This is a genomic window from Oscillochloris sp. ZM17-4, assembly GCF_019599295.1.
Lineage (GTDB): Bacteria > Chloroflexota > Chloroflexia > Chloroflexales > Chloroflexaceae > Oscillochloris.
Window position 1 is genome coordinate 21,543 of the sequence record NZ_JAIEWN010000008.1, and the last position, 24,151, is coordinate 45,693.

The following is a 24,151-nucleotide window of genomic DNA, read 5'->3' on the forward strand; positions in this document are numbered from 1 at the left end:
CAAAGCGGAGCTCTCCCACTGCCCCCAACAGTAGGGACGCAGCAAGCTGCGTTCCTACAGCAGCATATGCGTCCGCTCGTCGATATAGAGCGCGGCGGCCGGCGTCGGGCATGCGGGCGCCGGCGCACCTTTAAGCTCATTGCGGACGCGCTCATAGCGCCCCGAGACGGTGTGCCCGTCAGGGGCCCTGAGCCGATACTCGATGGCTACATTCAGATCATTGTCGCTGTCGAGGTACGCCGTGTAGTCGATGATCTCGGCCGGGGCAAGCTGTCCCTCGGCGCGCAGCTGGCGCTCGTAGCGGCCTCGGCTGATGATGACATAGATGACAACCAGGATGAAGCCGTTCCAGAAGAGGCTGAAGGCCGTCAGAAAGAGCGGCATGCCCAGGTGGTTCTCTGCAGCGACCCGCGAGGTGGCCGGGTCATCGCTCAGGTACTCGATGCTGAGTGGCTCGCCCACGACGAGCGCGTTGTAGCGATCGCGGCTCACCGATGCGCGGCCATCGAAGCGGCGGTCATCCGACGTGGTGTAGCGGTAGTCAAGGTAGTACGCGGTGTCTTCGCCGCCGTCATCGATCACTTTTCCGGTCACCACCGCTGTCGCCGGGCGGGCGTTGGCCTGAAAGCTCAGCCAGGAGGCCCAGCTCGAGAACGTGAGGGACAGCATAACCATGCCCGCCAGGACGAACGGGATGAAGAAGGCGACCATACAGCCCGCGCCCATCCGGCCGTCAGCAGCAGCCGGCGGGCGGGCGGCCAGGCCCTGGACAAAGGGGCGGTTGCGCTCATCGATCAGGAATGGCGTAGGCGTGGACATCGGCTCCTCCGCGTAGCATGGTGAGACTCGGATCGCCATGTGCCTTCATCATGCTACGCAGAGCGTACGGCTCCCGTTACGCCCGGCCCGCGATCTCGATCACATCACGCAGCATGGCCTGGGTCGAGCCCATCGGCCCATCCTCCAGGCTGGCAATCGTCGTGCGGCCGATGATGTCGCTGTAGAAGACCGCGCCCATCTCGCCGTGGCGCATGTGGGCCAGGGGGTGCTCGGGGCCGAGCGTCGCCGGGGCCACGCTGAGGCGGTAGCGGCCGTCGCCCTGGCGCTCGGCCAGGCCCACCACCGAGATCCGCCCGCCGGCATCCCAGGCCGCCCGCAGCTCCTCGGCGCTCACCGCGCGGATCCCGGCGACGCTCAGGTCGGACAGGCCGGTCGGCTGCCCGAGCACCGCGTTGGCGAAGATCACCAGCTTGTTGGCCGCGTCCCAGCCGTCCACATCGAGTGAGGGGTCGGGCTCGACGATGCCCTGGGCCTGGGCGGCGGCCAGGGCGCCATCAAAGCCCATCCCGGCCGCCATCTCCTCCAGGATCACCTGGGTTGTGCCGTTCACGATGAGCTCGGCGCGATCGATCGTCGCCCCGGCCAGGTCGCGCCGGCCGACATTGATCGTCGGCAGAGCCCCGCCGACCGCGCCGGAGAAGCGCAGGGCCGGCGAGCCCTGCGGGCCGGCCAGGTCGCTCATCGCCGCCAGCTCGGCGTAGGCCAGCACCAGCGGCCCCTTGCTGGCCAGCACGGCGTGGCTGCCTCCGCGCAGCGCCGCCCGCACAATATCCAGGCCGGGCTGGGCGTCCTGTAGGTTCGTCGGCGTGGCCTCCAGCAAAAACGCGGCGCCGGACAGGGCCACCATGCCCGCCGAGCTCAGGTCGGGGCGGTGCTTGGGCAGCGCGGACACCCGGCCGCCGCCGCGCTTGAGGGCCACGATAGCCGCGATATCCAGCCCGGCCGGGTCGTAGGCGACCCCGCTCGAGTCCGAGACCCCGACGCAGCGCAGGTCGAACCCGTAGCGCCGGCGCAGGCTGTCGCCCCGCGAGATCAGGATCTCAAGGAATGTCCGTCCGATATTGCCGAGTCCGGTGAGCACAAACTGGTACGTGTGATCGTTCATACTATTCCTACCATATCATTGACCCATAGAGTATAATGATGAACCCAAACTTGAGCACTCGCGCCCGAACCATATATGGGGTTGTCACAATGAAGCAGTGCACCCATCCGTGCCAGACCGTCGCCGCAAACTACAAAGACATAGAGAAGCTGCGCGCCCACCTGATCGAGGGCTACCAGTGTCTGGACGCGTGGCTGGCGATGAGCCAGCTGGTAACCGACCCGCACCAGCGCAAAGATTGCCTAGAGCGAGCCTCAGTGCTGGACCCTGGGAATGAGCAGATCCAGGTCGCCTACCTAGAGGCCTTTCTCACTATCGAGCCGAATGACACCGCCGCCCAGCAGCGCCTCGCGGAGATCCGCACCATGCAGCTGCTGTCGGACGTGAAGACGACACACTTTCACGAGAAGCCGCGCGCCCGCCTGATCGGCGACATTCTGATCTCCATCGGGGCGATCTCCAGCGATGAGCTGCACGAAGTGCTGCGATTCCAGACGAACGGCAGCGTGGTCGCGACGGATCGCCGGGTCGGCCAGCTGCTGCTCAAGAAGGGGCTGATCTCTCCGAGCAAGCTGGCCAAGGCGCTGATCATCCAGCAGCAGGAGCGCAGTAAGCTGCGCATCGCCCCACAGGTGCTCGGCGAGTACCTGGTTGAGCAGAGCTACATCACCCCCCAGCAGCTCGAGCTGGCCCTCGCCGAGCAGCTGCGCCTCGACCAGAAGAGCCAGCGGTTCAGCCTCGGCCAGATCCTCGTCCGCCTGAACCTGGTGAGCCAGGCCCGTATCGACCAGGCCGTCCACGAGAATGAGCTGAGCTTCTGGTCGAAGTTCGGGTACTAGTGCGCTTTCAGCGCAGGGGTTAGGAGTTGGGAGTCGGGGGTTAGGCGTTGCGATGCGACCGCACGCAGCACCTTGCCCAAAAAGGCTGCTTGAAACGGCACTAGGGGCGGTGGCCCCCTGCGCCCGCCCGGCCCGCCTCATCCCACCGCCGGCGCGCGGCGCGGCAGCCGCAGCGGCAGCCCAGGCAGCACGGCGGCCACCAGCACGCAGGCAATGCCCACCGCCTGCACCGGCGCGATCCGCTCGCCGAGCAGCAGCACGGCGACCAGCGTGGTGATCGGCACCTCGAGCACGACGATCAGGCTGGCGATCCGCCCGGGGATGTGGCGCAGGCTGATCGTGAACATCGCGTAGCCCCCCAGCGTCGGCCCCAGCGCTAGGGCGAGCAGGATGAGCCAGGGCGTCGGGCTGACGCCCACGGACACGAGCCCTGCTGGCCCGATGGCCAGCAGGTTCATGGCGAGCAGCGCCAGCGCGCCGAAGCTCATCGTGAGGGCGAGCGAGATCCACGGGCTGTGGCGGCCAAAAGCCGCCCCAACGCCATAAATCGCCTTATCGCCCAAACGTTCTGTCCGCCCCTGAACCTGTGGCACAGATCGTAGCGTGCGATCAGGCCTGGGCGAGCACCCAGGCCATGGCCTTGTCGGCCAGGCGGTCGAGGGCCTGCACCGACAGCTGGATATGCTCCTCCAGGGTGTCCTCGATCTTGTTATGCGAGATGCCGCGCAGGCTCTGCACAAAGAGCATGATCGTCGGCACGCCCGCGCGGGCCACCTCGGCCGCGTCGTGCAGCGGGCCGCTCGGCAGCTTATGCGAGGCCCCGCAGGTCTCCATGATCGCCGCATCGGCCAGCGCGATCAGGTCGGGGTGGAAGGGGATGGGGTCGATCCGCCAGAGCGGCTCCCACGCCACGGTGATGTTCTCCTCCTCGGCAAAGCGGGCGCTGGCATCCTTCGCCATGGCCAGCATGCGCGCCAGCTTCTCGCCGTCCAGGTGGCGCTGGTCGAGCAGCTGCTCGGCCGTCTCCACCACGGAGGTGACGATGCCGGGCCTGCAGACGACGCCGCCCGAGGTGCAGACCGCACCGTCGCCCACCTCGCGGGCGATGTCGCGGATATAGAGGGCGAGCTTGGCCGCGCCGGCCAGGGCGTCCTTGCGCTTATCCATCGGCGTGGAGCCGGAGTGGGCGGCCTGGCCGCGCCAGGTGATCTTGTGGCGCTCGACGCCGAAGGTGCCCAGCACGACGCCGAGCGGCAGGCCCATGCTCTCCAGCACCGGCCCCTGCTCGATGTGCAGCTCCAGGTAGGCGGCGGCGTTGGCGAACTGGCGGTTGGCCAGCTTCGCCGTGCGCAGGTCCACCCCGTGGGCGGCCAGGGCGTCGGGCAGCAGGACGCCGTCGCGGTCGCGCAGCTCCATCAGGTCCTCGGGGTCCATGGTGCCGGAGGCGGCGCTGGAGCCGACCAGGCTGCGCCCGAAGCGCGCGCCCTCCTCGTCGGCCCAGTCCACCAGGCGCACAGTGACGGGCGGTGTGCCCCCGGCGGCGATGCGCCGCAGCACCTCAAGGCCGGCCAGCACGTTCAGGCAGCCGTCGAGCCAGCCGCCGTTAGGCACCGAGTCGATATGCCCGCCGATCAGCAGCTCGCGCTCGGACTCGCCGCGCAGGGTGGCCCAGACATTGCCGGCCTCGTCGGTCTCCACCTCCACCGGCAGCTCATCCAGCTTCGCGCGCACCCAGGCCCGCGCCTTCGCCCAGGTGTCCGTCCAGGCCACGCGCTGCGCGCCGTCGGCGTCGCCGGTCAGCGCGCGCAGCTCCTTCAGCTCGGCCACTGTGCGGGCGGGGTTCAGGGTTGCCTCATCCGTTGCCATAACCACTCCCCTTGGTGTCGTATGCGCAATCTACAGCCTGGGCCGATTATATGCGATCACCGGCTAGGCCCGGTCGTTGATTCGAGCGCGCGACCGACAGCGACCGTCAGACTCTGGAAGGGAAACCGAAAGCCAGCTATGAGGTAGCGCGAGCGCTCATTCGAATACAATGAGCCTATCTCCGCCAGACCGAACGGAATATGAAGATCCTGGAGGGCCGCCATGAGTACATCAGAACTGATCGCCGCCCTGGCCATAGCGATGGTATGCAACGACATTCCGTGCGTGAATCGCACCCTCAGGGCGCTCGACACGCGCATGGCCCCCGAGAAGATGCGGGAGCTGTTGGTCAGGCTCGACCAGGTGCGGAGGCCGAGCGCGCGCTGCGCGCGCGCCCATGCCGCCTGAGCTAGGGGAAGCCCCTATGTGATGGGCGACGGCGGCGCGACGCCGAGCTCCTCGGCGAGCTGGGTGAGCTGGGCGACAGCGGCGGGCGCGAGGGGCACGCCCCCGGCGAGCAGCTGGCGGCGCAGGGCCGAGCGGCGCTCGCCGGGGATGCGCACGCCGGCGCTGCCGATCGCCGGCGGCACCTGGTGCAGCCCGTCGATCAGTCCCGCCGCCCGCGCCGCAAACGCGTCGGGCTCGACAAAGGCGGCGATGTTGATCGCGGCCATGACGTGGCCGATGGTCGAGGGGCGCTCAAAGTTATCGAAGTAGGATGGGATCTCGGGCGAGGCGGCGGCCCCGGCGAGCAGGGCGCAGAGCACCTCGACGGCCAGGGCCAGGCCGAAGCCCTTGGCGCCGGCCATCGGCAGCAGGGCGCCGCGCAGCGCCGCCGCCGCGTCGGTGGTCGTCGCGCCCGCCTCATCCACCGCCACGCCGGGCGGGATGGGTGCGCCGTTGCGGTTGGCCTTGAGGATCTGGCCGCGGGCGATCGCGCTCGTCGCCATATCCAGGATGATCGGGTCGCCGCCGGCCACCGGCACGCCCACGCCGATCGGGTTGGTGCCCAGGAAGGCCGCGCGGCCGCCGTGGGGGGCCATGGCGGGCGGGCTGTTCGAGAGGGCCAGGCCGATCATGCCGGCATCGATCGCGATGCCGGTGTAGTAGGATGTGGCGCCGAAGTGCCCGCTGCCGCGCACCGTCACCAGGCCGATGCCCAGCTCGCCGGCCAGGCGCACCGCCTCGCGCATGGCCCGCGCCGCCGCCACCTGGCCCATGCCGTTGTCGGCGTCCAGCACCGCTGTGGCCCCCATGCGCCGCACGAAGGCCATCTGCGGGGCCGGGTTCATGATCCCCCGCCGCAGCCGCAGGAGGTAGTTGGGCAGCCGGCCCATGCCGTGGGTGTCCACGCCATCCAGGTCGGCCTGCACCACCGCCGCCGCCGCCGTCGCCGCGTCGTCCGCCGGCACGCCCAGGGCCGCCAGCAGGTCGGTCGCCAGGCGGGCCAATTCATCGGCCGCGAAACGCATTCCATCGGTCATGTGGTTATCCCCGTGTTTATGTAGGGGCGCAGCAGCAGATTGGCGCGGAGCGCCAATCTGCTGCTGCGCCCATATCGGCCACACAATCAGGCCGTGATCATCGCCAGGACCCCGGCCACAAAGGCCACCGCCAGGGCGATCCGGCGGAAGAGCAGGTCGGGCAGGCTGGTGCCGAGGCGCACGCCGGCCAGGTTGCCGGCCAGGGCCACCGGCAGCCAGATCAGGCCGCGGGGGATCAGCGCCTCGGCGAAGGGCGCGCCGCGCGCGGCCAGCACCGCCAGGGTGATCAGATTGCTTGAGATAAAGAAGAGCGCCAGGTTGGCCTGGAATCCCTTGGGCGAGACCCGGTCGCGGGCGAGCAGCAGCACCGGCGGGATGCCGTTGAGCGAGGTGGTGGAGCCGAGGAAGCCGGCCAGGAAGCCGGCCAGCCCGGTGGAGCCGGGGATGCGCGCGGGCGCCGGGCGGGCCATGCTGCGCAGGATGAGCAGGACGGCCACGATCACCAGCGCGCCGGCGGCCAGCTTGATCGCGCGCGGGTCGGCCCAGGCGATCACCCAGGTGCCGAGCAGGATGCCGGGCACGCTGGCCGCCACCAGCCAGGCCACCCGGCCCACGTCGATGTGCGCGCGCAGCCGGTAGGCCACCGAGATGCGGGTGGCCGTGGCCAGGCTCAGGTTCGAGATCACCACCACGGGGAGGGGCACGCCCAGACTGAGCAGCAGCGGCGTGCAGACGAGGGCGAAGCCGAAGCCGGTGATCCCGCCGAGGAGGGCCGCCCCCAGCACCACCAGCCCGCCGAGCAGGAGTGTGAGCAATGAAGCCTCATATTCTTGTGCGGGCGCGCCGACGGCGCGCCCGCACAAGAATATACACTATGTTTGTGCCCATCAGATCCATGATGCGCTGATGGTGCTGCGGCGCGGCGTAGCCGCGCCGCAGCACCATCAGCTTTTTCTGTGGGAGAGCTTTGCTCTCCCACACCCTCTCTGTGCGCAGTGTTGTTTTTAGGAGCGCAGCTAGCGCAGGTCGTAGGCGCGCAGATCTTCGAGGGCCTTATGGGCGGCGAGGGGCACAGTGAGGTTGGCCCCGACGCCATCGAGCGCCTGCATCACCGGGGTGATGATCGGCGCGAGGCCGCCGGAGATCAGGGTGCGCAGGACGTGGTGCGCCCCGAGGCGAAGGTTGGTCTCGTCCCAGCGCTCGCTCTGGAGCGCGCGCAACAGCGGTATCAGGGACATGCTGCCGAGGGCGCAGAGTGACTCGGCGGCGACCCAGCGCACATCGCCCATGTCGTCCTCGAGGGCGCGCACCAGGGCCGGGGCGGCGTCGGGGTCGCGCATGACACGCAGGCAGCGGGCCGCCTCAAGGCGCACCCGGTCGCGCGGGTCGCTCAGGGCAGCGATCAGCGCGGGCGACGACCTGCGGCCCAGGCGGGTCAGCTTCATACAGATCACGTCCCGCGCGGTGCTGCTGCTATCGTCAAGCTCATCGATATACTGACGGATCTGCTCATCGGTCTCATCGCTGGTGATCGGGTCGAGCTCCATGGCCGTTATCCTTTCATACACGCCGCAAGCCATCTGCCACGGCCTAGCGTGCTGAGCCCCCGGACAGCCCAAGGGTACAGGGTACATACCCTACGCATAGCAGAATCTATGCCAGGGGCGCGCCCCGCCCCCCGTTTCTGCGGTATACTACAGGCAGACACCAACAAATACCGAGACATATTCATGAATGATCTCACACGTGATGAGATCGTAGCTCGGATCGCCCTGGGCGAGCCGCTCGATCTTCACGGGCTGCGGCTGCGCCAGATCAGCCTGGCCGAGCTCGACCTGAGCCACGCCGACCTGAGCCACGCCGACCTGAGCCACAGCAACCTGACCCGCGCGAGCCTGCGCGAGGCCGGCATGGCCGAGGCCACCCTCGATGGGGCCGCCCTTGTCGCGGCCAACCTGCGCGGGGCCAACCTGCGCGGGGCGAGCCTAAACAACGCCATCCTGCGCGACGCCACCCTGCGCGACGCCACCCTGCGCGACGCCACCCTGCGCGGCGCCGACCTGCGCGGCGCCACCCTGCGCGAGGCGACGCTCGCCGACGCCGACCTGTCCGACGTCGATCTGCACGGGGCCGACCTGCGTGACGCCGAGCTGAGCGGAGCGCAGCTGGAGCTCGCCACCCTGTCGGATGCCAACTTCCAGGGGGCGAACATGGTGAGCGCGAGCCTCCAGGAGGCCAACCTGCGCGGGGCCGACCTGCGCGAGGCCCGGCTGAGCCGGGCCTCGCTTGAGCGCGCCAGCCTGGCCCAGGCCAACCTCCAGGGCGCCATCCTGATCGGGGCCGACCTGCGCGGCGCCGACCTGCGCGAGACGAGCCTCTTCCAGGCCGACCTGCGCGGCGCCCGCTACGACCGCGACACGCGCTGGCCCGAGGGCTTCGAGCCCCACGAGGCCGGCATGATCTACGGCAGCGCCTCGCACAGCGAGACGATGCTCACCAGCATCTGGCCGGGCCGACCCTACCCGCTGGGGGCCACCTGGGACGGACAGGGCGTCAACTTCGCCCTCTTCGCCGAGCGGGCCAACCGCGTCGAGCTCTGCCTCTTCGAGAGCGCCGACTCGCCCCACGCCTCGATGCGGATCACCATGCCCGAGCGCAGCGACGGCGTCTGGCACGTCTACCTGCCCAACCTGCGCCCCGGCCAGCTCTACGGCTACCGGGTCTACGGCCCCTACAACCCCGACCAGGGCCTGCGCTTCAACCCCAACAAGCTGCTGATCGACCCCTACGCTAAGGCGATCAGCGGCGATATCATCTGGGACGACGCCGTCTTCGGCTACGCCATCGGCCACCCCGACGGCGACCGCTCCTTCGACGAGCGCGACAGCGCGCCCTTCATGCCGCGCTCGGTCGTGATCGACAACAGCTTCCCCTGGGGCGACGACCGCCACCCGCGCACGCCCCTGCACCAGTCGGTGATCTACGAGCTGCACGTGGGCGGCTTCACCATGCTCCACCCCGAGCTGCCCGAGCCCCTGCGCGGCACCTACGCCGGCCTGGCCACCCCGCCGGTGATCGACTACCTGCGCTCCCTCGGCGTCACCGCCGTCGAGCTGCTGCCCGTCCACCAGTACCTCGACGACCGCCAGCTCACCGAGCGCGGACTGCGCAACTACTGGGGCTACAATACGATCGGCTTCTTCGCCCCCGACCCGCGCTACAGCCTGTCCGGCGCCTCGGGCGAGCAGGTGCGCGAGTTCAAGTCGATGGTCAAGAGCCTCCACGCCGCCGGGATCGAGGTCATCCTCGACGTGGTCTACAACCACACCGCCGAGGGCAGCGAGCTCGGGCCGACCCTCTCGCTGCGCGGCACCGCCAACCAGACCTACTACCGCCTGGTGGGCGATCAGCCGCGCTACTACATGGACTACACCGGCTGCGGCAACACCCTGAACGTGATGCACCCGCGCACGCTCCAGCTGATCATGGACAGCCTGCGCTACTGGGTGATCGAGATGCACGTCGACGGCTTCCGCTTCGACCTGGCCTCAGCCCTGGCCCGCGGCATGCACGAGGCCGACCGGCTCTCGGCCTTCCTCGACACCATCCACCAGGACCCCATCCTCTCCCAGGTCAAGCTGATCGCCGAGCCCTGGGACATCGGGCCGGGCGGCTACCAGGTCGGCAGCTTCCCGGTGCTCTGGTCGGAGTGGAACGGCAAGTACCGCGACACGGTGCGCCGCTTCTGGAAGGGCGACGAGGCCCAGGTGGGAGAGCTGGCCTACCGCCTGGCCGGATCCAGCGACCTCTACCAGCACAACGGCCGGCGGCCCTCGGCCAGCATCAACTTCGTCACCGCCCACGACGGCTTCACCCTGCGCGACCTGGTGAGCTACAGCGAGAAGCGCAACGAGGCCAACGGCGAGGGGAACCGCGACGGCGAGAGCCACAACAACTCGTGGAACTGCGGCGAGGAGGGGCCGAGCGACGACCCGGAGGTCGAGGCGCTGCGCCTGCGTCAGATGAAGAATATGCTGGCCACGCTGCTGCTCTCGCAGGGGGTGCCGATGATCCTGGCCGGCGACGAGCGCGCCCGCAGCCAGCGTGGCAACAACAACGCCTACTGCCAGGACAACGAGATCAGCTGGCTCGACTGGCGGCTCGACGAGGTGGGCGAGTCGATGCTGGAGTTCACTCGGCGCCTGGTGCAGATCCGACGCGAGCACCCGGTGCTGCACCGGCGACGCTTCTTCCAGGGTCGGCGCATCTACGGCAGCGACATCCGCGACATCCTCTGGCTGCGCCCCGACGGCGAGCAGATGAGCCAGGAGGAGTGGGAGCGCGGCTCGGTGCGCTGCCTGGGGATGCTGCTCAACGGCCAGGTGATGAACGAGTGGGGCGTCCAGGGCCGGCGCATCTACGATGATGTGCTGCTGCTGGCCCTGAACGCCCACTATGAGCAGGTGCCCTTCCAGCTGCCCTACGGCGCCGATGGCCGCACCTGGGAGCTGCTGGCCGACACCTTCGCCGAGCACGCCCCTGGCGCGTGCCACCAGCCCGGCGAGCGCTACCCGCTGGAGGGCCGCTCGCTGGCCCTGCTTATTCAGCGCTGCTGAGGAGTCTCCGGCTGGCTCTGTAAGGGCGCAGCAGCGCTGCGCTGCTGCGCCCTTACGTAGAGCTCTTCATACCGCGTTACGAGCTCGGGCGCGGCGTAGCGCTCGCGGGCCAGCTCGCGGGCGCGGGTGCCCAGCCGGCGGGCCGCGGCCGGGTCGGCGAGCAGCTCCCGCAGACGCACGGCGAAGGCCCGCGGCGTGGCCGCCAGCGCGCCGCTCACCCCGTCGGCGATGATGTCGGGCGTGCCGCCGGTGGGCATGGCCAGGATGGGCGCGCCGACGCTCGACGCCTCCAGCAGCACCCGGCTCAGCGGCTCGCCCCAGGCCGACGGGAAGAGCAGCAGGTCGCAGCGGGCCATCAGCCGCAGCAGCTCGTCGTGGCCAGCCCAGTCGAGGAACTGCGCGCGCACCCCCAGCTCGCCCAGCTCGCGCTCCAGCGCATTGCGCAGCGCCCCGTCGCCGGCGATCAGCAGGGTGAAGGGCGGCGCGCCCAGCTCGCGCAGCTCGCGGAAGATCGCCGGCAGCAGCCCGGCGCCCTTGTTCGGCTCCAGCTTGCCGGCGAAGAGCAGCGTCGGCCCCTCCAGCCGGGTCTCCGGCGGCGCGGCGATAACGCGCTCAAGCGCGGCGAAGTCGACCATGTGCGGCAGGACGTGCAGGCGCTCGGGGGCGACGATCCCGCGCAGGCGGCCGGCGATGTAGCCGCTGCAGGCGATCACCGCGTCGGCCTGGGACAGGAAGGCGGCGCGGCGGCGCAGGTGGGCCAGCATATAGGGGATGGCCGGCAGGGCCAGCGCGCCGCGCAGCGGGCCGAGCCGGGCCGGCAGATCAGTCGCCAGGCTGGCCCAGCTCGCCGCCGGGTGCGGCAGCCGGTCACCGTGCAGCCCCGTGGCGAAATAGTCCCAGGGCCAGTGGTCGCGCACGGTGACGACGACGGGCGCGCCGAGGCGGCGGCCGGCCATGACGGCGGCCGGGGCGGCCTGCACGTGCTGGGCGTGGATGACATCGGGCCTGCCGGACGACGCGGCGACGATGGCGTCGGCCAGGCGCGGCCAGAGCCGCTCGTGGCGGAAGTAGTTCTGCACGATCGGTATGGACGGCGCGCGGTAGCCGACCCGCAGGGCCGGCACGCCGAGCGCGTCGTAGGGCGAGACGCCGGGGCGGCCGCGCGCCGGCACCACCGCCGTCACCGTATGGCCGCGCCCGAGCAGGGCCATGGCCAGGGCGTGGCTGCTCCATGCCGCGCCGCCCTTCCCCGTCGGCCTTGTCCGCGAGCGTGAGCCAACTGTTACCCTGACTCGGCCCTTCTGAAACCTTGTCTAACAACTGATTGTGCTGCGGCGCGGTCACGCCGCGCCGCAGCACAATCAGTGCAGCATGTGCCTGTGGGCACAAGAATAAGAGATTCTTGTGGGTTCGCGCAGCTATGTTAGCCTGCGCAGCGCCTCCTCGGCCCGCCGGTGCGCCCCCTCGACCGCGCGCAGCAGCGCCAGCGCCTCCGCATCCACAAGGCCGAGGCGGGCGCGCTGCTCAAGCTGCCGGCATGCCTCGGCCAGCGCGGTGGCACCCATCGATAGGCTGCTGCCCTTGATCCGGTGGGCCAGCTGGCTGATCTTGTCCGGCGACCCCGGCCACACCGCGCGGATCTCGCTCAGGTCGCGCTGAGACTGCTCCAGAAAGAGGCTGATCAGCACGGCGACGCCGGCATCGTCGCCCATATGCTCGCGCAGCACGTCGATGGCCATCGGGTCGATCACCGCATCAGCCGGGGCGGTGGCCTGCTGCGCCGCCGCGCGCCTGCCGTCGCCGCGCCGCAGGGCGGCATCCAGATCGGCCCGGCGCATCGGCTTGCTGATGTAGTCGTCCATCCCGCACGCCATGCACGTCTCACGGTCGCCGGACATGGCGTTGGCCGTCACCGCGATGATATAGGGCTGCCGATCGGCAGGCAGGGTCTGGCGCAGGCGGCGCGTGGCGTCCATCCCGTCCATGTGCGGCATCTGCACATCCATCAGCACCACGTCATAGTCGCGGTGGCGCAGGGCCGCGATCACCTCCAGCCCGTTCTCCGCCAGGTCGGCCTGGTAGCCCATCTTCTCCAGCATGCGCAGGGTCACCTGCTGGTTGACAACGTGATCCTCGGCCACCAGCAGCCGCAGGGCGTGGCGGGGGGGCGCGGGCTCCGGGGCGGGCGCGCGGGACAGGTGGGCCGGCGCACGGCCCTCGGCCGCCGCGCTGCGGAAGGTCACGCGGAAGATCGAGCCCAGGCCGACCCGGCTGCGCACCACGATCGTGCCGCCCATCAGCTCGCAGAGCCGGTGGCTGATCGCCAGCCCCAGCCCGGTCCCGCCAAAGCGCCGCGTCGTAGAGGCGTCGATCTGGCTGAACGGACGGAACAGACGCTCGATCCGCTCGGGAGGGATGCCGATCCCGGTGTCGGAGACCGTCAGGGTGACGCGCAGGTCGCCCTGACGGTCGCCATCGACCTTGTGCATCGACGCGCGCACCGCCACCTCGCCGGCCTGTGTGAACTTGATCGCGTTGGCGACGAGGTTGACCAAGATCTGGCGCACGCGGGTGCTATCGCCGACGATCAGCTCGGGCATCTGCGCGCTCACCTCGCCGATGAAGGTCAGGCCCTTCTCGACGGCCTGCGGGGCGAGCAGATCGCTCACGTCTGCGAAGCAGTCGCGCAGGCTAAAGGGCTGGCGCTCAAGCTCCATGTGGCCCGACTCGATCTTTGAGAAGTCGAGGATGTTGTTGATCAGCGCGAGCAGCATGTCGCCGCTGCGGCGGATCGTCTCGGTGTACTGGCGCTGCTCGCTGGTCTGGTCGGTGTCGAGGAGCAGGCCGGTCATCCCGATGACGGCGTTCATCGGGGTGCGGATCTCGTGGCTCATCGTGGCCAGGAAGGCCGACTTGGCCCGCGTGGCCGCCTCGGCCGCCTCCTTGGCCCGGATCAGCTCCTCCATAGACTGTAGGCGCTCGCTGATGCTGCGCTGGAGCGCCTCGGCGGCCTCCCGCCGCTCGGTCACGTCGCTCCCGATGGCGATGAAGTGGGTCAGCGCGCCCTGCGCGTCGAAGACCGGCGAGACCTGGAGCGAGACCCAGTAGGGCCGGCCGTCTTTGGCGTAGTTGAGCAGCTCCTCGCTGAACCCCTGCCCCAGTCGCTCGCGCTGGCGCATGCGCTCGACGGCGGCATGGTCGGTGGCCGGGCCGCGCAGGAAGCTGCCCGGGCTGCGGCCGATCACCTCTGCCAGAGTGTAGCCGGTGAGCCGGGTGAAGCCCGCGTTCACCCACGCGATCCGGCCACAGTCGTCGGAGATAATCACGGCGTTCGTGGTCTGCTGGGCCACCAGCGCGAGCACCCCTGGATCGAGCGATGGGCTGTCGGGCTGCGCGGAGGAGGAAGATGGTGACATAGCCGTCGTGTCCTGGCGAGCGATGATTCTGCCGCGTGCATGCGCAGTATAGCGTGTTATGCAAACCTGCGGCTGGCGAGCTGGCTATCGCAGGGCTGATATCAAATCTGGCAAGACCGTGAGCATGTCATGCTTCGCTGCGCTCAGCATCTTCCAGTCACGTGTATAGGAAGACCCTTCGCTTCGCTCAGGGTGACAGGATGCACGGTATCAATCAAGCAAGATTTGATATGATGCAACGTCCTGAGGCATCGCCACCCCCACCCCTCCGTCTGGCGGCTGAGATGCCCTCAGCCCTCTGGCGGGCGAGCGCGCCGCTGCTGTGCGTCAGCCGCCAGCGTGGATGACAGCGTAAACACACACGCCGTTCACCGATGTGTGAATCTGCCTCCAAGAGCGCCCTATCATGTATTGCTCAAACATGCTATGCTATGCTATACGTACGCAACGAAGCGATACGTGGCGCATCTGGAGCGCATGTGGCGCCGCAGACAGAGCATGACGCACACTGCTGTGCAAGATCAGAAAGGGAGCGAACCATGCCAACTCGTACGGGCTTGAACCTGGATGTGGACTTACAGCGAGGCGTCGTGCCAATCTCAAAGGCAGCCTCATCCCTGGCGGCGCTGATTAAGCGCGCCAGGGCAACCGGCCGGCCGGTGATCGTGACCCAGAAGGGCTACCCCACCGGGGTGCTGCTCCCGATCGAGCTGTTCGCCACACTGAAGAATATGGCGGACAATCACGATCTGGAGATCACGGATGGGCCAGACACCACGTTGGATGCCCTGAGCACGTATGACGCGACGCCCGACGTCGAGGAGGCGGCCCCTCAGGAGGCTGCTGCCCCGAAGCCGTTGCGCCGCAAGCGCGCGAAGGCAGAGCCGGCCGAGGTTGTCGCGTAGCTACAAGGCCGATCACCGCGAGACGACGCGACGCCGGCCTTGTGAAGGCTAGGCGCTAGTGCGCTTTCAGCGCAGGGGTGAGGAGTTGGGGGTCGGGGGTTGTGCGCTGCAACGCGCGAGCGCCTAGCCTCGTGCCCAACAAGGTCGCTTGAACCTGCACTAGAGAAACGGGCCGGCTCCACAATAGCGTGGGGCCGGCCCACATTGTTGGCTGGGTGGTGCAGGCGCCTCCAGACACGTCATCGCCCGCCAGCGGCGCTACGGCGTCGGCGTGACCTCAGCCGTGGGCGTCTCGGTGGGCGCCGGCGTCTCGGCGGGGGCGGGCGTGCCATCCTGGCTCGACAGGTCGCCGGCGAGGTCGCCGAGGCGCTGGAGGAAGCGGGCGATCCGGTCGGTGCGCAGCTGCAGGTCGCTCAGCCGGCCGGTGTTGTCGGCCTGGACCGTGGCGACGACGGAGACGAGCACCTGGCCCTCGCGGGCCTGGGCCTGGATGGTGGCGGCGAGGGCGATGTTCTCGTCCAGATCTCTGGCCAGGGCGGCGGCGGTTGCGGCCTGGCCGGCGAGCTCGGCGGCCTGCTGCTCGTAGGCGGCGACCTTGGCCTCAAGGTCGTCGACGCGCTCGCGGGCGACGTTGACGCCACCGACCTGCTCGGCGCTGGCGGTGCGCAGCAGGGCCACCTCGGTCTGGAGGGCCTGGCTCTCGCTCTGGATCGTGGCGACATCGGCGCTAGACTGGCGGATCTGGCCGGGGGTGCTCAGGTTGAAGCCGAAGACGTAGAAGAGGATGGCGGCGGCGGCGGCGATCGCCAGGGCCGCGCTGAGCACAACCGTGACGATCCAGCCGATGAAGCCCATCGCGCGGCTCATGCAGCTGCGGCGTGGCGGCGCGAGGCGGGCGGTGGGCTGCGGCTGCGCCGGCGGCGGGCCAGGGGCGGCGTACTCCGGTTCCTGGGGCTGGGTCATGGTGGCTCCTGCTCGATTGCAGATTGCAGATTGCAGATTGCAACCGGCCCTCGGATGGATTCTAGCGGGTTTATGCGGCGCGTCAAGTCGGCCCCGCCACGGATCGCGGGCGAAGGCATTGCGCCCAATCTGCAATCTGCAATCTGCAATCTGCAATTTGACAGCCCTCAGCCGGCTCGGCTACAATCGGCGGGATCATCGCACGCTGGCGACAGCCCCTATGTACTGCGCATGGGGCGGAGCCCCAGGCCTCAGTTGTTATTGGGATCGCGCGGCTGCGCCGCGCAATCCCAATACTAAAAAATAACGTGTGGCGCGGCGCAGCCGCCCCGCTCCCCATAGGAAGCGACACCTAGATGAAAGTCCCGTTGAGCTGGCTGCGCGAGTTCGTCGAGATCACCGTGCCCGTCGAGGAGCTGGCCCGCCGGCTGACCCTCAGCGGCATGGAGGTGGTGGATACCCGCTACATCGGGCTGGAGGGCGGCGAGCTGCCCTGGGACCCGGAGAAGATCCTGGTCTGCAACATCCTTGAGGTGCGGCAGCACCCCAACGCCGAGCGGCTGGTGCTGGCCGAGGTGGACTACGGCGCCGCCGAGCCGCACACGGTGGTGACGGGCGCGCCGAACCTGTTCCAGTACCGCGGGCTCGGCCGGCTGCCCCACCCGCTCAAGTCGGTCTACGCCAAGGAGGGCGCCCGGCTCTACGACGGCCACGCCGAGGGCTGGGTGATCACCACGCTCAAGGGCCGCCCGGTGCGCGGGGTGATGAGCGACGCCATGCTCTGCTCCGAGAAGGAGCTGGGCATCTCCGAGGAGCACGACGGCATCCTGCTCCTTGAGGACGACGCGCCCACCGGGGCGCCGCTGCGCGACTTCCTCGGCGAGGTGGTGCTTGAGCTGGACTTCACGCCGAACTACGCGCGCTGCCTCTCGATCGTCGGCATGGCCCGCGAGGTGGCGGCGATCACCGGCACCAGGCTGACCATCCCCGACCCGCAGGTGGCCGCCGAGGGCGCGCCGATCGCCGGCCGCGCCGGGGTGACGATCGAGGCGCCCGATCTCTGCCCGCGCTTCACCCTCGGCCTGATCGAGGGCGTCACGGTCGGCCCCTCGCCGCACTGGATGCAGCGCCGCCTGACCAACGCCGGCATGCGCCCGATCAGCAATATCGTCGATGTCTCGAACTATGTGATGCTGGAGTGGGGCCAGCCCACCCACGCCTTCGACTACCAGAAGGTGGCGGGCGGCCAGCTGATCGTGCGCAGCGCCCGCCCCGGCGAGCGCCTGCTCACCCTCGATGGCAAGGACCGCGCCCTGACCCCCGGCGCCGAGAGCGGCCTCGGCCACGCGCCGCTGATGGTCTGCGACGCGACCGGCCCGCTGTCGGTGGCCGGCGTGATGGGCGGCGAGTCGTCTGAGGTGGGCGACACGACCAGCGACGTGCTGCTTGAGGCGGCGATCTGGGAGCCCGTGCAGATCCGCAAGGTGGCCCGCGGCCTGAAGCTGCCCAGCGAGGCCTCGCGCCGCTACGAGCGCGGGGTGGACTACGAGCTGCCGCTGATCGCGCAGCGCCGGGCGCTTGAGCTGATGCGCCAGTGCGCCGGCGGCGCGGTGGCCCAGGGCTTTGTGGACGAGTACCCGCGCCCCTGGCAGACGGTGGTGCTCGACCTGACGCCGGCCGAGGTGGCCCGCATCGTCGGCATCCAGCTCGACGCCCACGAGATCGCGGACATCCTCGCGCGCCTCGGCTTCACCTGCGAGCTGATCGGCAGCCAGGGCATGGGCGACTTCGCCGCCTTCGCCGACGAGCCCACGGTGCGCGTGACGGCGCCCTCCTTCCGCCTCGATGTGAGCATCCTGGCCGACCTCTGCGAGGAGGTGGCGCGCATCTACGGCTACGACAAGATCCCCGAGACGCGCATGGCCGATGAGCTGCCGCCCTCACGGGATAACCGGGAGCTGCACCTGGAGCAGAAGGTGCGCGCCACGATGGTCGGCTGCGGGCTGGATGAGCTGATCACCCACTCGCTGATCGCCATGCCGCTGGTGGCCAAGGTGCAGCCGGGCGAGGCCGTCGCCGAGCGCTATGTGAAGCTGGCCAACCCGAACACGCCCGAGCGTGTGTACATGCGCCGCTCGCTGCTGCCCTCGCTGGGCGATGCGCTGACGAGCAACCTGCGCGAGCGCGAGCGGGTGGCCGCCTTCGAGATCGGCCGGGTCTACCTGAACCCCGAGCCGCTGGGCGCGGGCGGGCGCTGGCTTCCCGATGAGCCGCGCCGCCTGGCCGTGGCCCTGGCCGGCCCGCGCGAGGCCGAGGGCTGGGCGGCCTCCCAGCGCGAGCCCATGGGCTTCTACGACATCAAGGGCGTGGTCGAGGCGCTGATCGACCGGCTGGGCCTGACGGGCAAGGTGAGCTACGCCCCGCTGACCGACGACGAGCGCTTCCACCCCGGCCGCTCAGCGGCGCTGCTGCTGGAGACGGGTGAGCAGGCCGGCCCGCCGGCGGCCGGCGCGGGCAAGAAGGGCAAGGCGGCGATCATCAGCCGGCGGGTGGGCGTGCTCGGCGAGCTGCACCCGGCCGCGCGCGCGCGCCTGGAGCTGAGCGTCCCCCGCGCGGCCATGGCCGAGATCGACCTGGACGCCCTCTTCGCGGCCAGCGACAAGGCCCAGTTCCGCGCGATCTCGCGCTTCCCGGCGATCGTGCAGGACCTGTCGATCACCGCGCCGCTGGAGGTGCCCGAGGCCCAGGTGGCCGCGCTCATCCGCCGCGGCGCCGGCGACCTGCTCGAGTCGCTGACCCTGTTCGATGTCTACAGCGGGCCGCAGGTCGGCGAGGGCAAGCGCAGCCTGACCTACCACCTGGCCTTCCGCGCCGCCGACCGCACCCTCACCGACGAGGCGCTGACCAAGCTGCGCCGGAAGATCATCGGCGGCCTGGAGCGCGAGATCGGCGCGGCGATCCGGGCCTGATGCGCGCCCCTACGGCCCCGTCGCCACCCGCGCCGTGCGCCGCGCGTCGGCGCTGATGCCGTCGGCGCTGACCACGCGCAGGCGGACGGTGTACTGGCCGGGGGGCAGCCCGCCGAGCATCCAGACGCCGAGCAGGCCGTTCTCCACCGCCACGGAGCCCTGCCCGATCGGCCGCCACTCCTGCGGGTCGGCGCCTGCGCCGTACTCCAGGGTGAAGGGGCCGCGGGCCGTGCCGCTGACGAAGACCTGGGCGCCGACGACCACGTCGGCGCTGCCCAGCGGGTTGAGGATGGCCACCGCCTGGGCCAGCTGCTGCGGCGGCGGGCACGGCTCCGTGGGCGGCTGGGGCACGTTCCTCGCCGCCCACGCGCGGAACTCCGGCGGGTAGACCGGGTAGCTCACCTCGCGCACCTCGCCCGCCGGGGTGTAGGGCTGGGCCAGGCAGCCGCCGTCGCCGCCGACGCGCACCTTCTGGTAGACCACGTCCACGTCCGTGGGCGCGGTGCCGGCCACGAACAGCTCGGTCGTCGGGCGCGGGCAGGCCTCGCCAGCCCTGCCGCCGGTGTCGGCGCAGACCGGGGCCTCCTCGATCCCGGCCGGGCGGGCGAAGGGCTGCGGCGGCCGGCCCTGGTTGTAGGCGATCATCAGCTCGCGCCAGATCAGGCCGGCCCCGTTCGAGCCGGCCACCTCCTCCATCGGCGCGCCGTCGTTGTTGCCCACCCAGACCCCGATCGTCACATCCTGGGTGTAGCCCAGCGCCCAGGAGTCGCGCCAGTCGTTGCTGGTGCCGGTCTTCGCGGCGGCGATGATGTCGGGCAGCTCCAGCACGTTGTTGCGGCCAAACATAAACCAGCGGGCCTGGTTGTCGCTCAGGATGCTCGTGATCAGGTAGGCGATCTGCTCGCTCTGCGGGCCGAAGATCGGCCGGCCGCGCTCGGGCGACCAGCGCTCCAGCACCTCGCCCCGGCTGTTCGTCACCTTAAGGATGGCCACCGGCGGGGTGGCGTGGCCGCCGTTGCGCAGGGCGCTGTAGGCCCCGGCCAGCTCTAGCAGGCGCACCTCGTTGCTGCCCAGGGCCATGGCCAACCCGTAGCGGCTCGGGTCGTCGAAGGTGGTCACGCCCAGGCGCGACATCTCCTCGATGAAGGCCGGCACGCCCACATACTCCAGGGCCTTCACCGCCGGGATGTTCAGCGAGTTGGCCAGGGTCATGCGCAGGCTGAGCGGGCCGTGGAAGGCGTTGTCGTAGTTCAGCGGCGTGTAGACCACGCCGTCCGGCGTGCGCCACTCGCTCGGCGTGTCCCAGATCACGGTGGCCGGCGTCCAGCCGCGCTGGAGCGCCCCCGCGTAGACGAAGGGCTTCAGCGCCGAGCCGGGCTGGCGTGCGGCCATGGTCACGTTCACCTGGCCGTCGGGCGCGCCGTAGTCCACGCTGCCGACCATCGCCAGGATCTGGCCGTCGGGCGCGAGCATGACCACGCCGGCGTTCGAGGCGTTCTTCGCCCGCAGCTCGGCGACCTTCTCCTGGGCCACGCGCTGGGCCTCAGACTGCCAGGACATATCGATGCTGGTGACGACCCGCAGCCCGGCGCGGTAGAGCAGGTCGGGGCCATAGCGCCGCTCCAGCAGGTCGCGCACATAGAAGGCAAAGTGCGGGGCCACCAGGTCGGCCTGCGGCGGGGCGAGGGCCAGCGGCGTGCGGGAGATCTGGTCGGCCTGGGCCGAGGTGAGGTAGCCAGACTTGGCCATGAGGTCAAGGGTGACGCGCTGGCGGGCCTTGGCGGCGGGCAGGTTCTCGAAGGGGTTGTAGCTGGAGGGCGACTGGGGCAGGCCGGCGATCAGGGTGGCCTCGGCGGGGCTCAGCTCCCAGACGTGCTTGCTGAAGTAGGCCTGGGCGGCGGCCTCGACACCGTAGGCCTGCGCGCCGTAGTAGACCTCGTTGAGGTAGATGCCGAGGATCTGGTCCTTGCTGTACTCGCGGCTGACCCGGTAGGCCAGGATGGCCTCGCGCAGCTTGCGCTCGTAGCTGCGATCGCCGCGCTCCTCGGGGGTGAGCAGGATGTTGCGCACCAGCTGCTGGGTGATTGTGCTGGCCCCGCTGACGATCTCGCCGCTCTGATAGTTCTGCAGGGCGGCGCGGATGATCCCGCGCAGGTCGACGCCGGGGTTCTCGTAGAAGCCGGCGTCCTCGACGGCCACCGTGGCCTGCTTAAGCGCCAGGGGGATGCGCTCGAAGGGCACCGGCGTGCGCCGCCCGGCGTCCGGGCCGACCAGCTCGTACAGCAGGGTGGCGCCGTCGCGCGCGTAGATGCGGGTGGTCTCAAAGCTGCGGTACTCGCTGATCCGCTGGGGGTCGGGCAGGTCGCTGCCGTAGCGGTAGTAGAGCCACATCCCGCCGGCCACAGCGCTGAGGCCGACCAGCAGGGAGAGCTTGATCAGGGCCAGGGCGAGGCGCAGGATGAAGGCGAGCAGGGGGAAGCGCCGGCGGAACGGCGAGATCTTCCGGCGGATGCGCGGACGGCGGATAAAGTGGGGCGGCGGTGGGCGCTGATTCACGGCTGAAATTATAGCACGCGCCCCCCTGGCTGGTGGCTGACGTCGCGCCGGCAGGGCGCGCTGCGCCGGGCGTCGGCCTGCGCCGACGCCGCACCCGCCCGCGACGGCGGGCGGTCGGCCGCAGGCCCCCGCGACGCGGCTTCAGCCGCCAGCGACGTTGCCCATGCCCTGGCCGCCGACCCGCGCGCGGTTGACCTTGCCCACGCTGCATGCTATACTTCGCGCGTAATAGAACTATAGATTATCTATGAGGAAAGGTGTCGCCATGGCGCAGACACGTCTGGTGATCGCCGACGATGAGTCGATCATCCGCATGAACCTTAAGGAGACGCTGGTCGGCCTCGGCTACCTGGTGGTGGGCGAGGCGGGCGACGGCGTCAGCGTCATAAATCTGGCCCGCGAGCTGCAGCCCGACCTCGTCCTGATGGACATCAAGATGCCCAAGCTGGACGGGATCCAGGCCGCGAAGATCCTCACCGAGGAGAAGATCGCGCCGGTGCTGCTGCTCACCGCCTACTCCGACCGCGAGCTCGTCGACCGGGCCAAAGAGGCCGGCGTGGTCAACTATGTGGTCAAGCCCTTCCGTGAGGCCGAGCTGCTGCCCGCGATCGAGATCGCGATGGCCCGCTACCAGGAGTTCCTGGAGATGGACAAGCAGATCTTCGACCTGAAGGAGACCCTCGACACCCGCAAGCTGGTCGAGCGGGCCAAGGGCGTCCTGATGGACTCGCAGGGCCTCAAGGAGGCCGAGGCCTTCCGCAAGATCCAGCAGCTCTCGATGAACACGCGCAAGTCGATGAAGGAGATCGCGCAGGCCATCCTGCTGGCCAACGAGATCTAAGCCGTGCCCGAGACGAACCTGACGCCTGAGGGGCCGGCCGCGCCACCGCCGACCGCCCCGCGCTGGCGAACCCTGGTGGCGGCCACGCTGCCGTACATCGCTACGGCAGCCGTGGCTGTTCTTTGTAGCATGATGATCCAGGCCGCGATCGCTCCGCCTGCCACCATCGCCCCCACGGCCGCGCCGGCAGCTGCGGCGACGACGGCGGTGGCGGACACGCCGCCCAGCCCCACCGCGCCGCCGCAGGCCACCCCCGCGCCCGCCACCCCCGCCCCCTCCGCGCTCCCCGCCGACGAGAGCATCCTCCGCCTTCAGGTGCTCGACCTCGAGGCCGCCGACCGGCGGCTCTGGAGCGCGATCTACCTGCTGCGCGCCGCCAGCCAGATCGACGACTCCGTCGTCGCCCTCCAGGCGAACGACCTCGATGAGGTCGACCGGACCCTGCTCAACGCCCGCCGGTCGCTCGACCGCGCCTACGCCTTCAGCGCCGAGCAGGCTAAGGGGCCGATCGACACCTTCCGCCTCCAGATCAGCCAGGCCCGCGATAGCCTGCGCGTCCGCCCCGAGGGCCTCGACCGCCGTCTGCGCCAGATGCGCCAGCTCATCCTCAGCCTTGTGGATGAAGGATGAAGGATGAAGGATGAAGGATGAATAGAGGGAAGCATTCATCCTTCATCCTTCATCCTTCATCCTTTAAAGTCCACAAACCGGTAGCCCACGCCCCGCTCCGTGAGGATGTACTTAGGGGACGACGGGTCCTCCTCGATCTTCTGGCGCAGGTAGGTGATATAGAGCCGCAGGTAGTGGCTCTCCTCGCGATACTCCGGCCCCCAGACCTTCGTCAGCAGCATCTCGTGGGTCTGCACGTAGCCGGCGTTCTGCACCAGGTGGTAGAGCAGCCGGTACTCGGTGGGGCGCAGGTTCACCCGCACGCCGGCGACCAGCACCTCACGTCGGGCGAAGTCGATGCTCAGCCGGTCATCCACCTGCACCAGCGTCTGCGGCACCGGCGGCGCGGTGTAGTGGCGGCGCATCACCGCGCGGATGCGGCTCACTAGCTCGCGGTGGCTGAACGGCTTGCCGATATAGTCGTCGGCCCCCAGCTCCAGCCCGCGCACCCGGTCCTCCTCCTCATCCTTGGCGGTGAGCATGAGCACCGGCACCTGCGAGAACTGCCGCAGCCGCCGCAGCGCCTCAAACCCGTCCATCACCGGCATCATCACATCGAGCAGCACCACATCGGGCATGTCATCGCGCGCGTGCTCGATCGCCTCCCGGCCATTTGATGCCGTGGCCACCCGCATCCCCTCCATCTCAAGATTCAGCCGCATGAAGTTGATCATGCGCGGCTCATCATCGACGATGAGTATGAGTTTGTCCTTGAGCTCCGACATGATGCACCGCCTTTTCCCCGATCGAATGCCTGCGCATTGTAGCACGAAGCCGATCCCCGGCTAGCACGCTGCGTGCCACGTGTCAATACCTCATAAGGGTGATGACGTTCGGCGTGGGCGATTCTACAATGGACACCAGACGCGCCGCCGCCAGCCCACCGGCGAGAGTCGGGGCACCCGCGCCTGGCCGCCCTTACCGATACCAATCACGGACAGAGCCATCACCGCTGCATCGCCGCGTAGGTCTGTGATGCTTCTCCCGGAAGCTACCCACAAGGAGCTACCGCAATGCAGGCAGCCCTCCGCACAATCGGGCTGGCGACCACGCTCGTGGCGCTCAACGTCATGCTGCTCGTG

At 69.6% G+C, this 24,151-nt stretch carries 19 protein-coding genes and 2 pseudogenes; 8 read left to right on the forward strand and 13 right to left on the reverse strand.

Annotated features, from left to right (window positions below; genetic code table 11):
• Positions 1-54: 54 nt before the first annotated feature.
• Entirely contained in the window at positions 55-819 is a 765-nt protein-coding gene (locus K2Z83_RS08575) for a DUF3592 domain-containing protein (protein WP_220594767.1), read from the reverse strand.
• A 76-nt stretch (positions 820-895) separates the two neighbouring features.
• The gene (locus K2Z83_RS08580; RefSeq protein ID WP_220594768.1) at positions 896-1,945 is read right to left on the reverse strand and encodes a homoserine dehydrogenase; all 1,050 of its coding nucleotides are present in this window, start codon (positions 1,943-1,945) and stop codon (positions 896-898) included.
• 89 nt (positions 1,946-2,034) lie between these two features.
• Between K2Z83_RS08580 and K2Z83_RS08585 the strand changes: the two genes are divergently transcribed.
• A complete protein-coding gene (locus K2Z83_RS08585) occupies positions 2,035-2,784 on the forward strand; it encodes a hypothetical protein (protein WP_220594769.1) in 750 nt (249 codons plus the stop codon).
• 137 nt (positions 2,785-2,921) lie between these two features.
• Here the strand turns inward: K2Z83_RS08585 and K2Z83_RS08590 are convergent, their stop codons facing one another.
• Positions 2,922-3,347, reverse strand: a complete 426-nt coding sequence (locus tag K2Z83_RS08590; RefSeq protein ID WP_220594770.1) for an EamA family transporter — start codon at positions 3,345-3,347, stop codon at positions 2,922-2,924.
• A 46-nt stretch (positions 3,348-3,393) separates the two neighbouring features.
• Positions 3,394-4,650 (reverse strand): Zn-dependent hydrolase, encoded by a 1,257-nt coding sequence (locus tag K2Z83_RS08595; RefSeq protein WP_220594771.1) that lies wholly within the window; start codon positions 4,648-4,650, stop codon positions 3,394-3,396.
• Positions 4,651-4,872: 222 nt separating this feature from the next.
• Here K2Z83_RS08595 and K2Z83_RS08600 point away from each other — a divergent pair, with 222 nt between their 5' ends.
• Positions 4,873-5,058 carry a hypothetical protein gene (locus tag K2Z83_RS08600; protein WP_220594772.1) on the forward strand — a complete coding sequence of 62 codons (186 nt, stop codon included), beginning with the start codon at positions 4,873-4,875 and terminating at the stop codon, positions 5,056-5,058.
• Positions 5,059-5,072: 14 nt separating this feature from the next.
• Here K2Z83_RS08600 and K2Z83_RS08605 read toward each other — a convergent pair whose 3' ends face one another.
• From K2Z83_RS08605 to K2Z83_RS08615, 3 genes are all read right to left on the reverse strand, one after another.
• Positions 5,073-6,134, reverse strand: coding sequence for an Ldh family oxidoreductase (locus K2Z83_RS08605; protein WP_220594773.1), 1,062 nt, complete (start codon positions 6,132-6,134; stop codon positions 5,073-5,075).
• Positions 6,135-6,220: 86 nt separating this feature from the next.
• A complete protein-coding gene (locus K2Z83_RS08610) occupies positions 6,221-6,949 on the reverse strand; it encodes a sulfite exporter TauE/SafE family protein (protein ID WP_220594774.1) in 729 nt (242 codons plus the stop codon).
• 201 nt (positions 6,950-7,150) lie between these two features.
• Complete coding sequence (locus K2Z83_RS08615; protein WP_220594775.1) at positions 7,151-7,681, reverse strand: HEAT repeat domain-containing protein; 531 nt, start codon at positions 7,679-7,681, stop codon at positions 7,151-7,153.
• A 183-nt stretch (positions 7,682-7,864) separates the two neighbouring features.
• On the opposite strand from K2Z83_RS08615, the pseudogene K2Z83_RS29820 reads away from it, so the two are divergent.
• Positions 7,865-8,524, forward strand: a pseudogene (locus K2Z83_RS29820) (pentapeptide repeat-containing protein); the annotation flags it as partial.
• A 99-nt stretch (positions 8,525-8,623) separates the two neighbouring features.
• On the forward strand, positions 8,624-10,750 hold the full coding sequence (glgX, locus tag K2Z83_RS08620) for a glycogen debranching protein GlgX (protein ID WP_370650118.1): 2,127 nt from the start codon (positions 8,624-8,626) through the stop codon (positions 10,748-10,750).
• On the opposite strand, the gene K2Z83_RS28885 is transcribed toward glgX, so the two are convergent.
• From K2Z83_RS28885 to K2Z83_RS08630, 3 genes and pseudogenes are all read right to left on the reverse strand, one after another.
• On the reverse strand, positions 10,738-11,385 hold the full coding sequence (locus tag K2Z83_RS28885; protein ID WP_255603620.1) for a glycosyltransferase family 4 protein: 648 nt from the start codon (positions 11,383-11,385) through the stop codon (positions 10,738-10,740). The genes glgX and K2Z83_RS28885 overlap by 13 nt on opposite strands.
• Positions 11,386-11,982: pseudogene (locus K2Z83_RS28890) on the reverse strand (glycosyltransferase); the annotation flags it as partial. It lies immediately after the preceding gene.
• A 186-nt stretch (positions 11,983-12,168) separates the two neighbouring features.
• Positions 12,169-14,166 (reverse strand): ATP-binding protein, encoded by a 1,998-nt coding sequence (locus K2Z83_RS08630; RefSeq protein WP_220594778.1) that lies wholly within the window; start codon positions 14,164-14,166, stop codon positions 12,169-12,171.
• A 539-nt stretch (positions 14,167-14,705) separates the two neighbouring features.
• Here K2Z83_RS08630 and K2Z83_RS08635 point away from each other — a divergent pair.
• On the forward strand, positions 14,706-15,071 hold the full coding sequence (locus tag K2Z83_RS08635; RefSeq protein ID WP_220594779.1) for a type II toxin-antitoxin system Phd/YefM family antitoxin: 366 nt from the start codon (positions 14,706-14,708) through the stop codon (positions 15,069-15,071).
• Positions 15,072-15,329: 258 nt separating this feature from the next.
• Here the strand turns inward: K2Z83_RS08635 and K2Z83_RS08640 are convergent, their stop codons facing one another.
• On the reverse strand, positions 15,330-16,034 hold the full coding sequence (locus K2Z83_RS08640; protein WP_220594780.1) for a hypothetical protein: 705 nt from the start codon (positions 16,032-16,034) through the stop codon (positions 15,330-15,332).
• Between the two features lie 356 nt (positions 16,035-16,390).
• On the opposite strand from K2Z83_RS08640, the gene pheT reads away from it, so the two are divergent.
• Positions 16,391-19,003, forward strand: a complete 2,613-nt coding sequence (gene pheT, locus K2Z83_RS08645) for a phenylalanine--tRNA ligase subunit beta (protein ID WP_220594781.1) — start codon at positions 16,391-16,393, stop codon at positions 19,001-19,003.
• A gap of 9 nt (positions 19,004-19,012) precedes the next feature.
• Here pheT and K2Z83_RS08650 read toward each other — a convergent pair whose 3' ends face one another.
• Entirely contained in the window at positions 19,013-21,559 is a 2,547-nt protein-coding gene (locus tag K2Z83_RS08650) for a transglycosylase domain-containing protein (RefSeq protein ID WP_220594782.1), read from the reverse strand.
• Between the two features lie 265 nt (positions 21,560-21,824).
• On the opposite strand from K2Z83_RS08650, the gene K2Z83_RS08655 reads away from it, so the two are divergent.
• Both K2Z83_RS08655 and K2Z83_RS08660 read left to right on the forward strand, forming a co-directional pair.
• Positions 21,825-22,400, forward strand: a complete 576-nt coding sequence (locus tag K2Z83_RS08655) for an ANTAR domain-containing response regulator (RefSeq protein ID WP_220594783.1) — start codon at positions 21,825-21,827, stop codon at positions 22,398-22,400.
• A 3-nt stretch (positions 22,401-22,403) separates the two neighbouring features.
• Positions 22,404-23,030, forward strand: coding sequence for a hypothetical protein (locus K2Z83_RS08660; RefSeq protein WP_370650109.1), 627 nt, complete (start codon positions 22,404-22,406; stop codon positions 23,028-23,030).
• Between the two features lie 56 nt (positions 23,031-23,086).
• Here the strand turns inward: K2Z83_RS08660 and K2Z83_RS08665 are convergent, their stop codons facing one another.
• Complete coding sequence (locus tag K2Z83_RS08665) at positions 23,087-23,794, reverse strand: response regulator transcription factor (protein ID WP_220594784.1); 708 nt, start codon at positions 23,792-23,794, stop codon at positions 23,087-23,089.
• Positions 23,795-24,151: the final 357 nt, after the last annotated feature.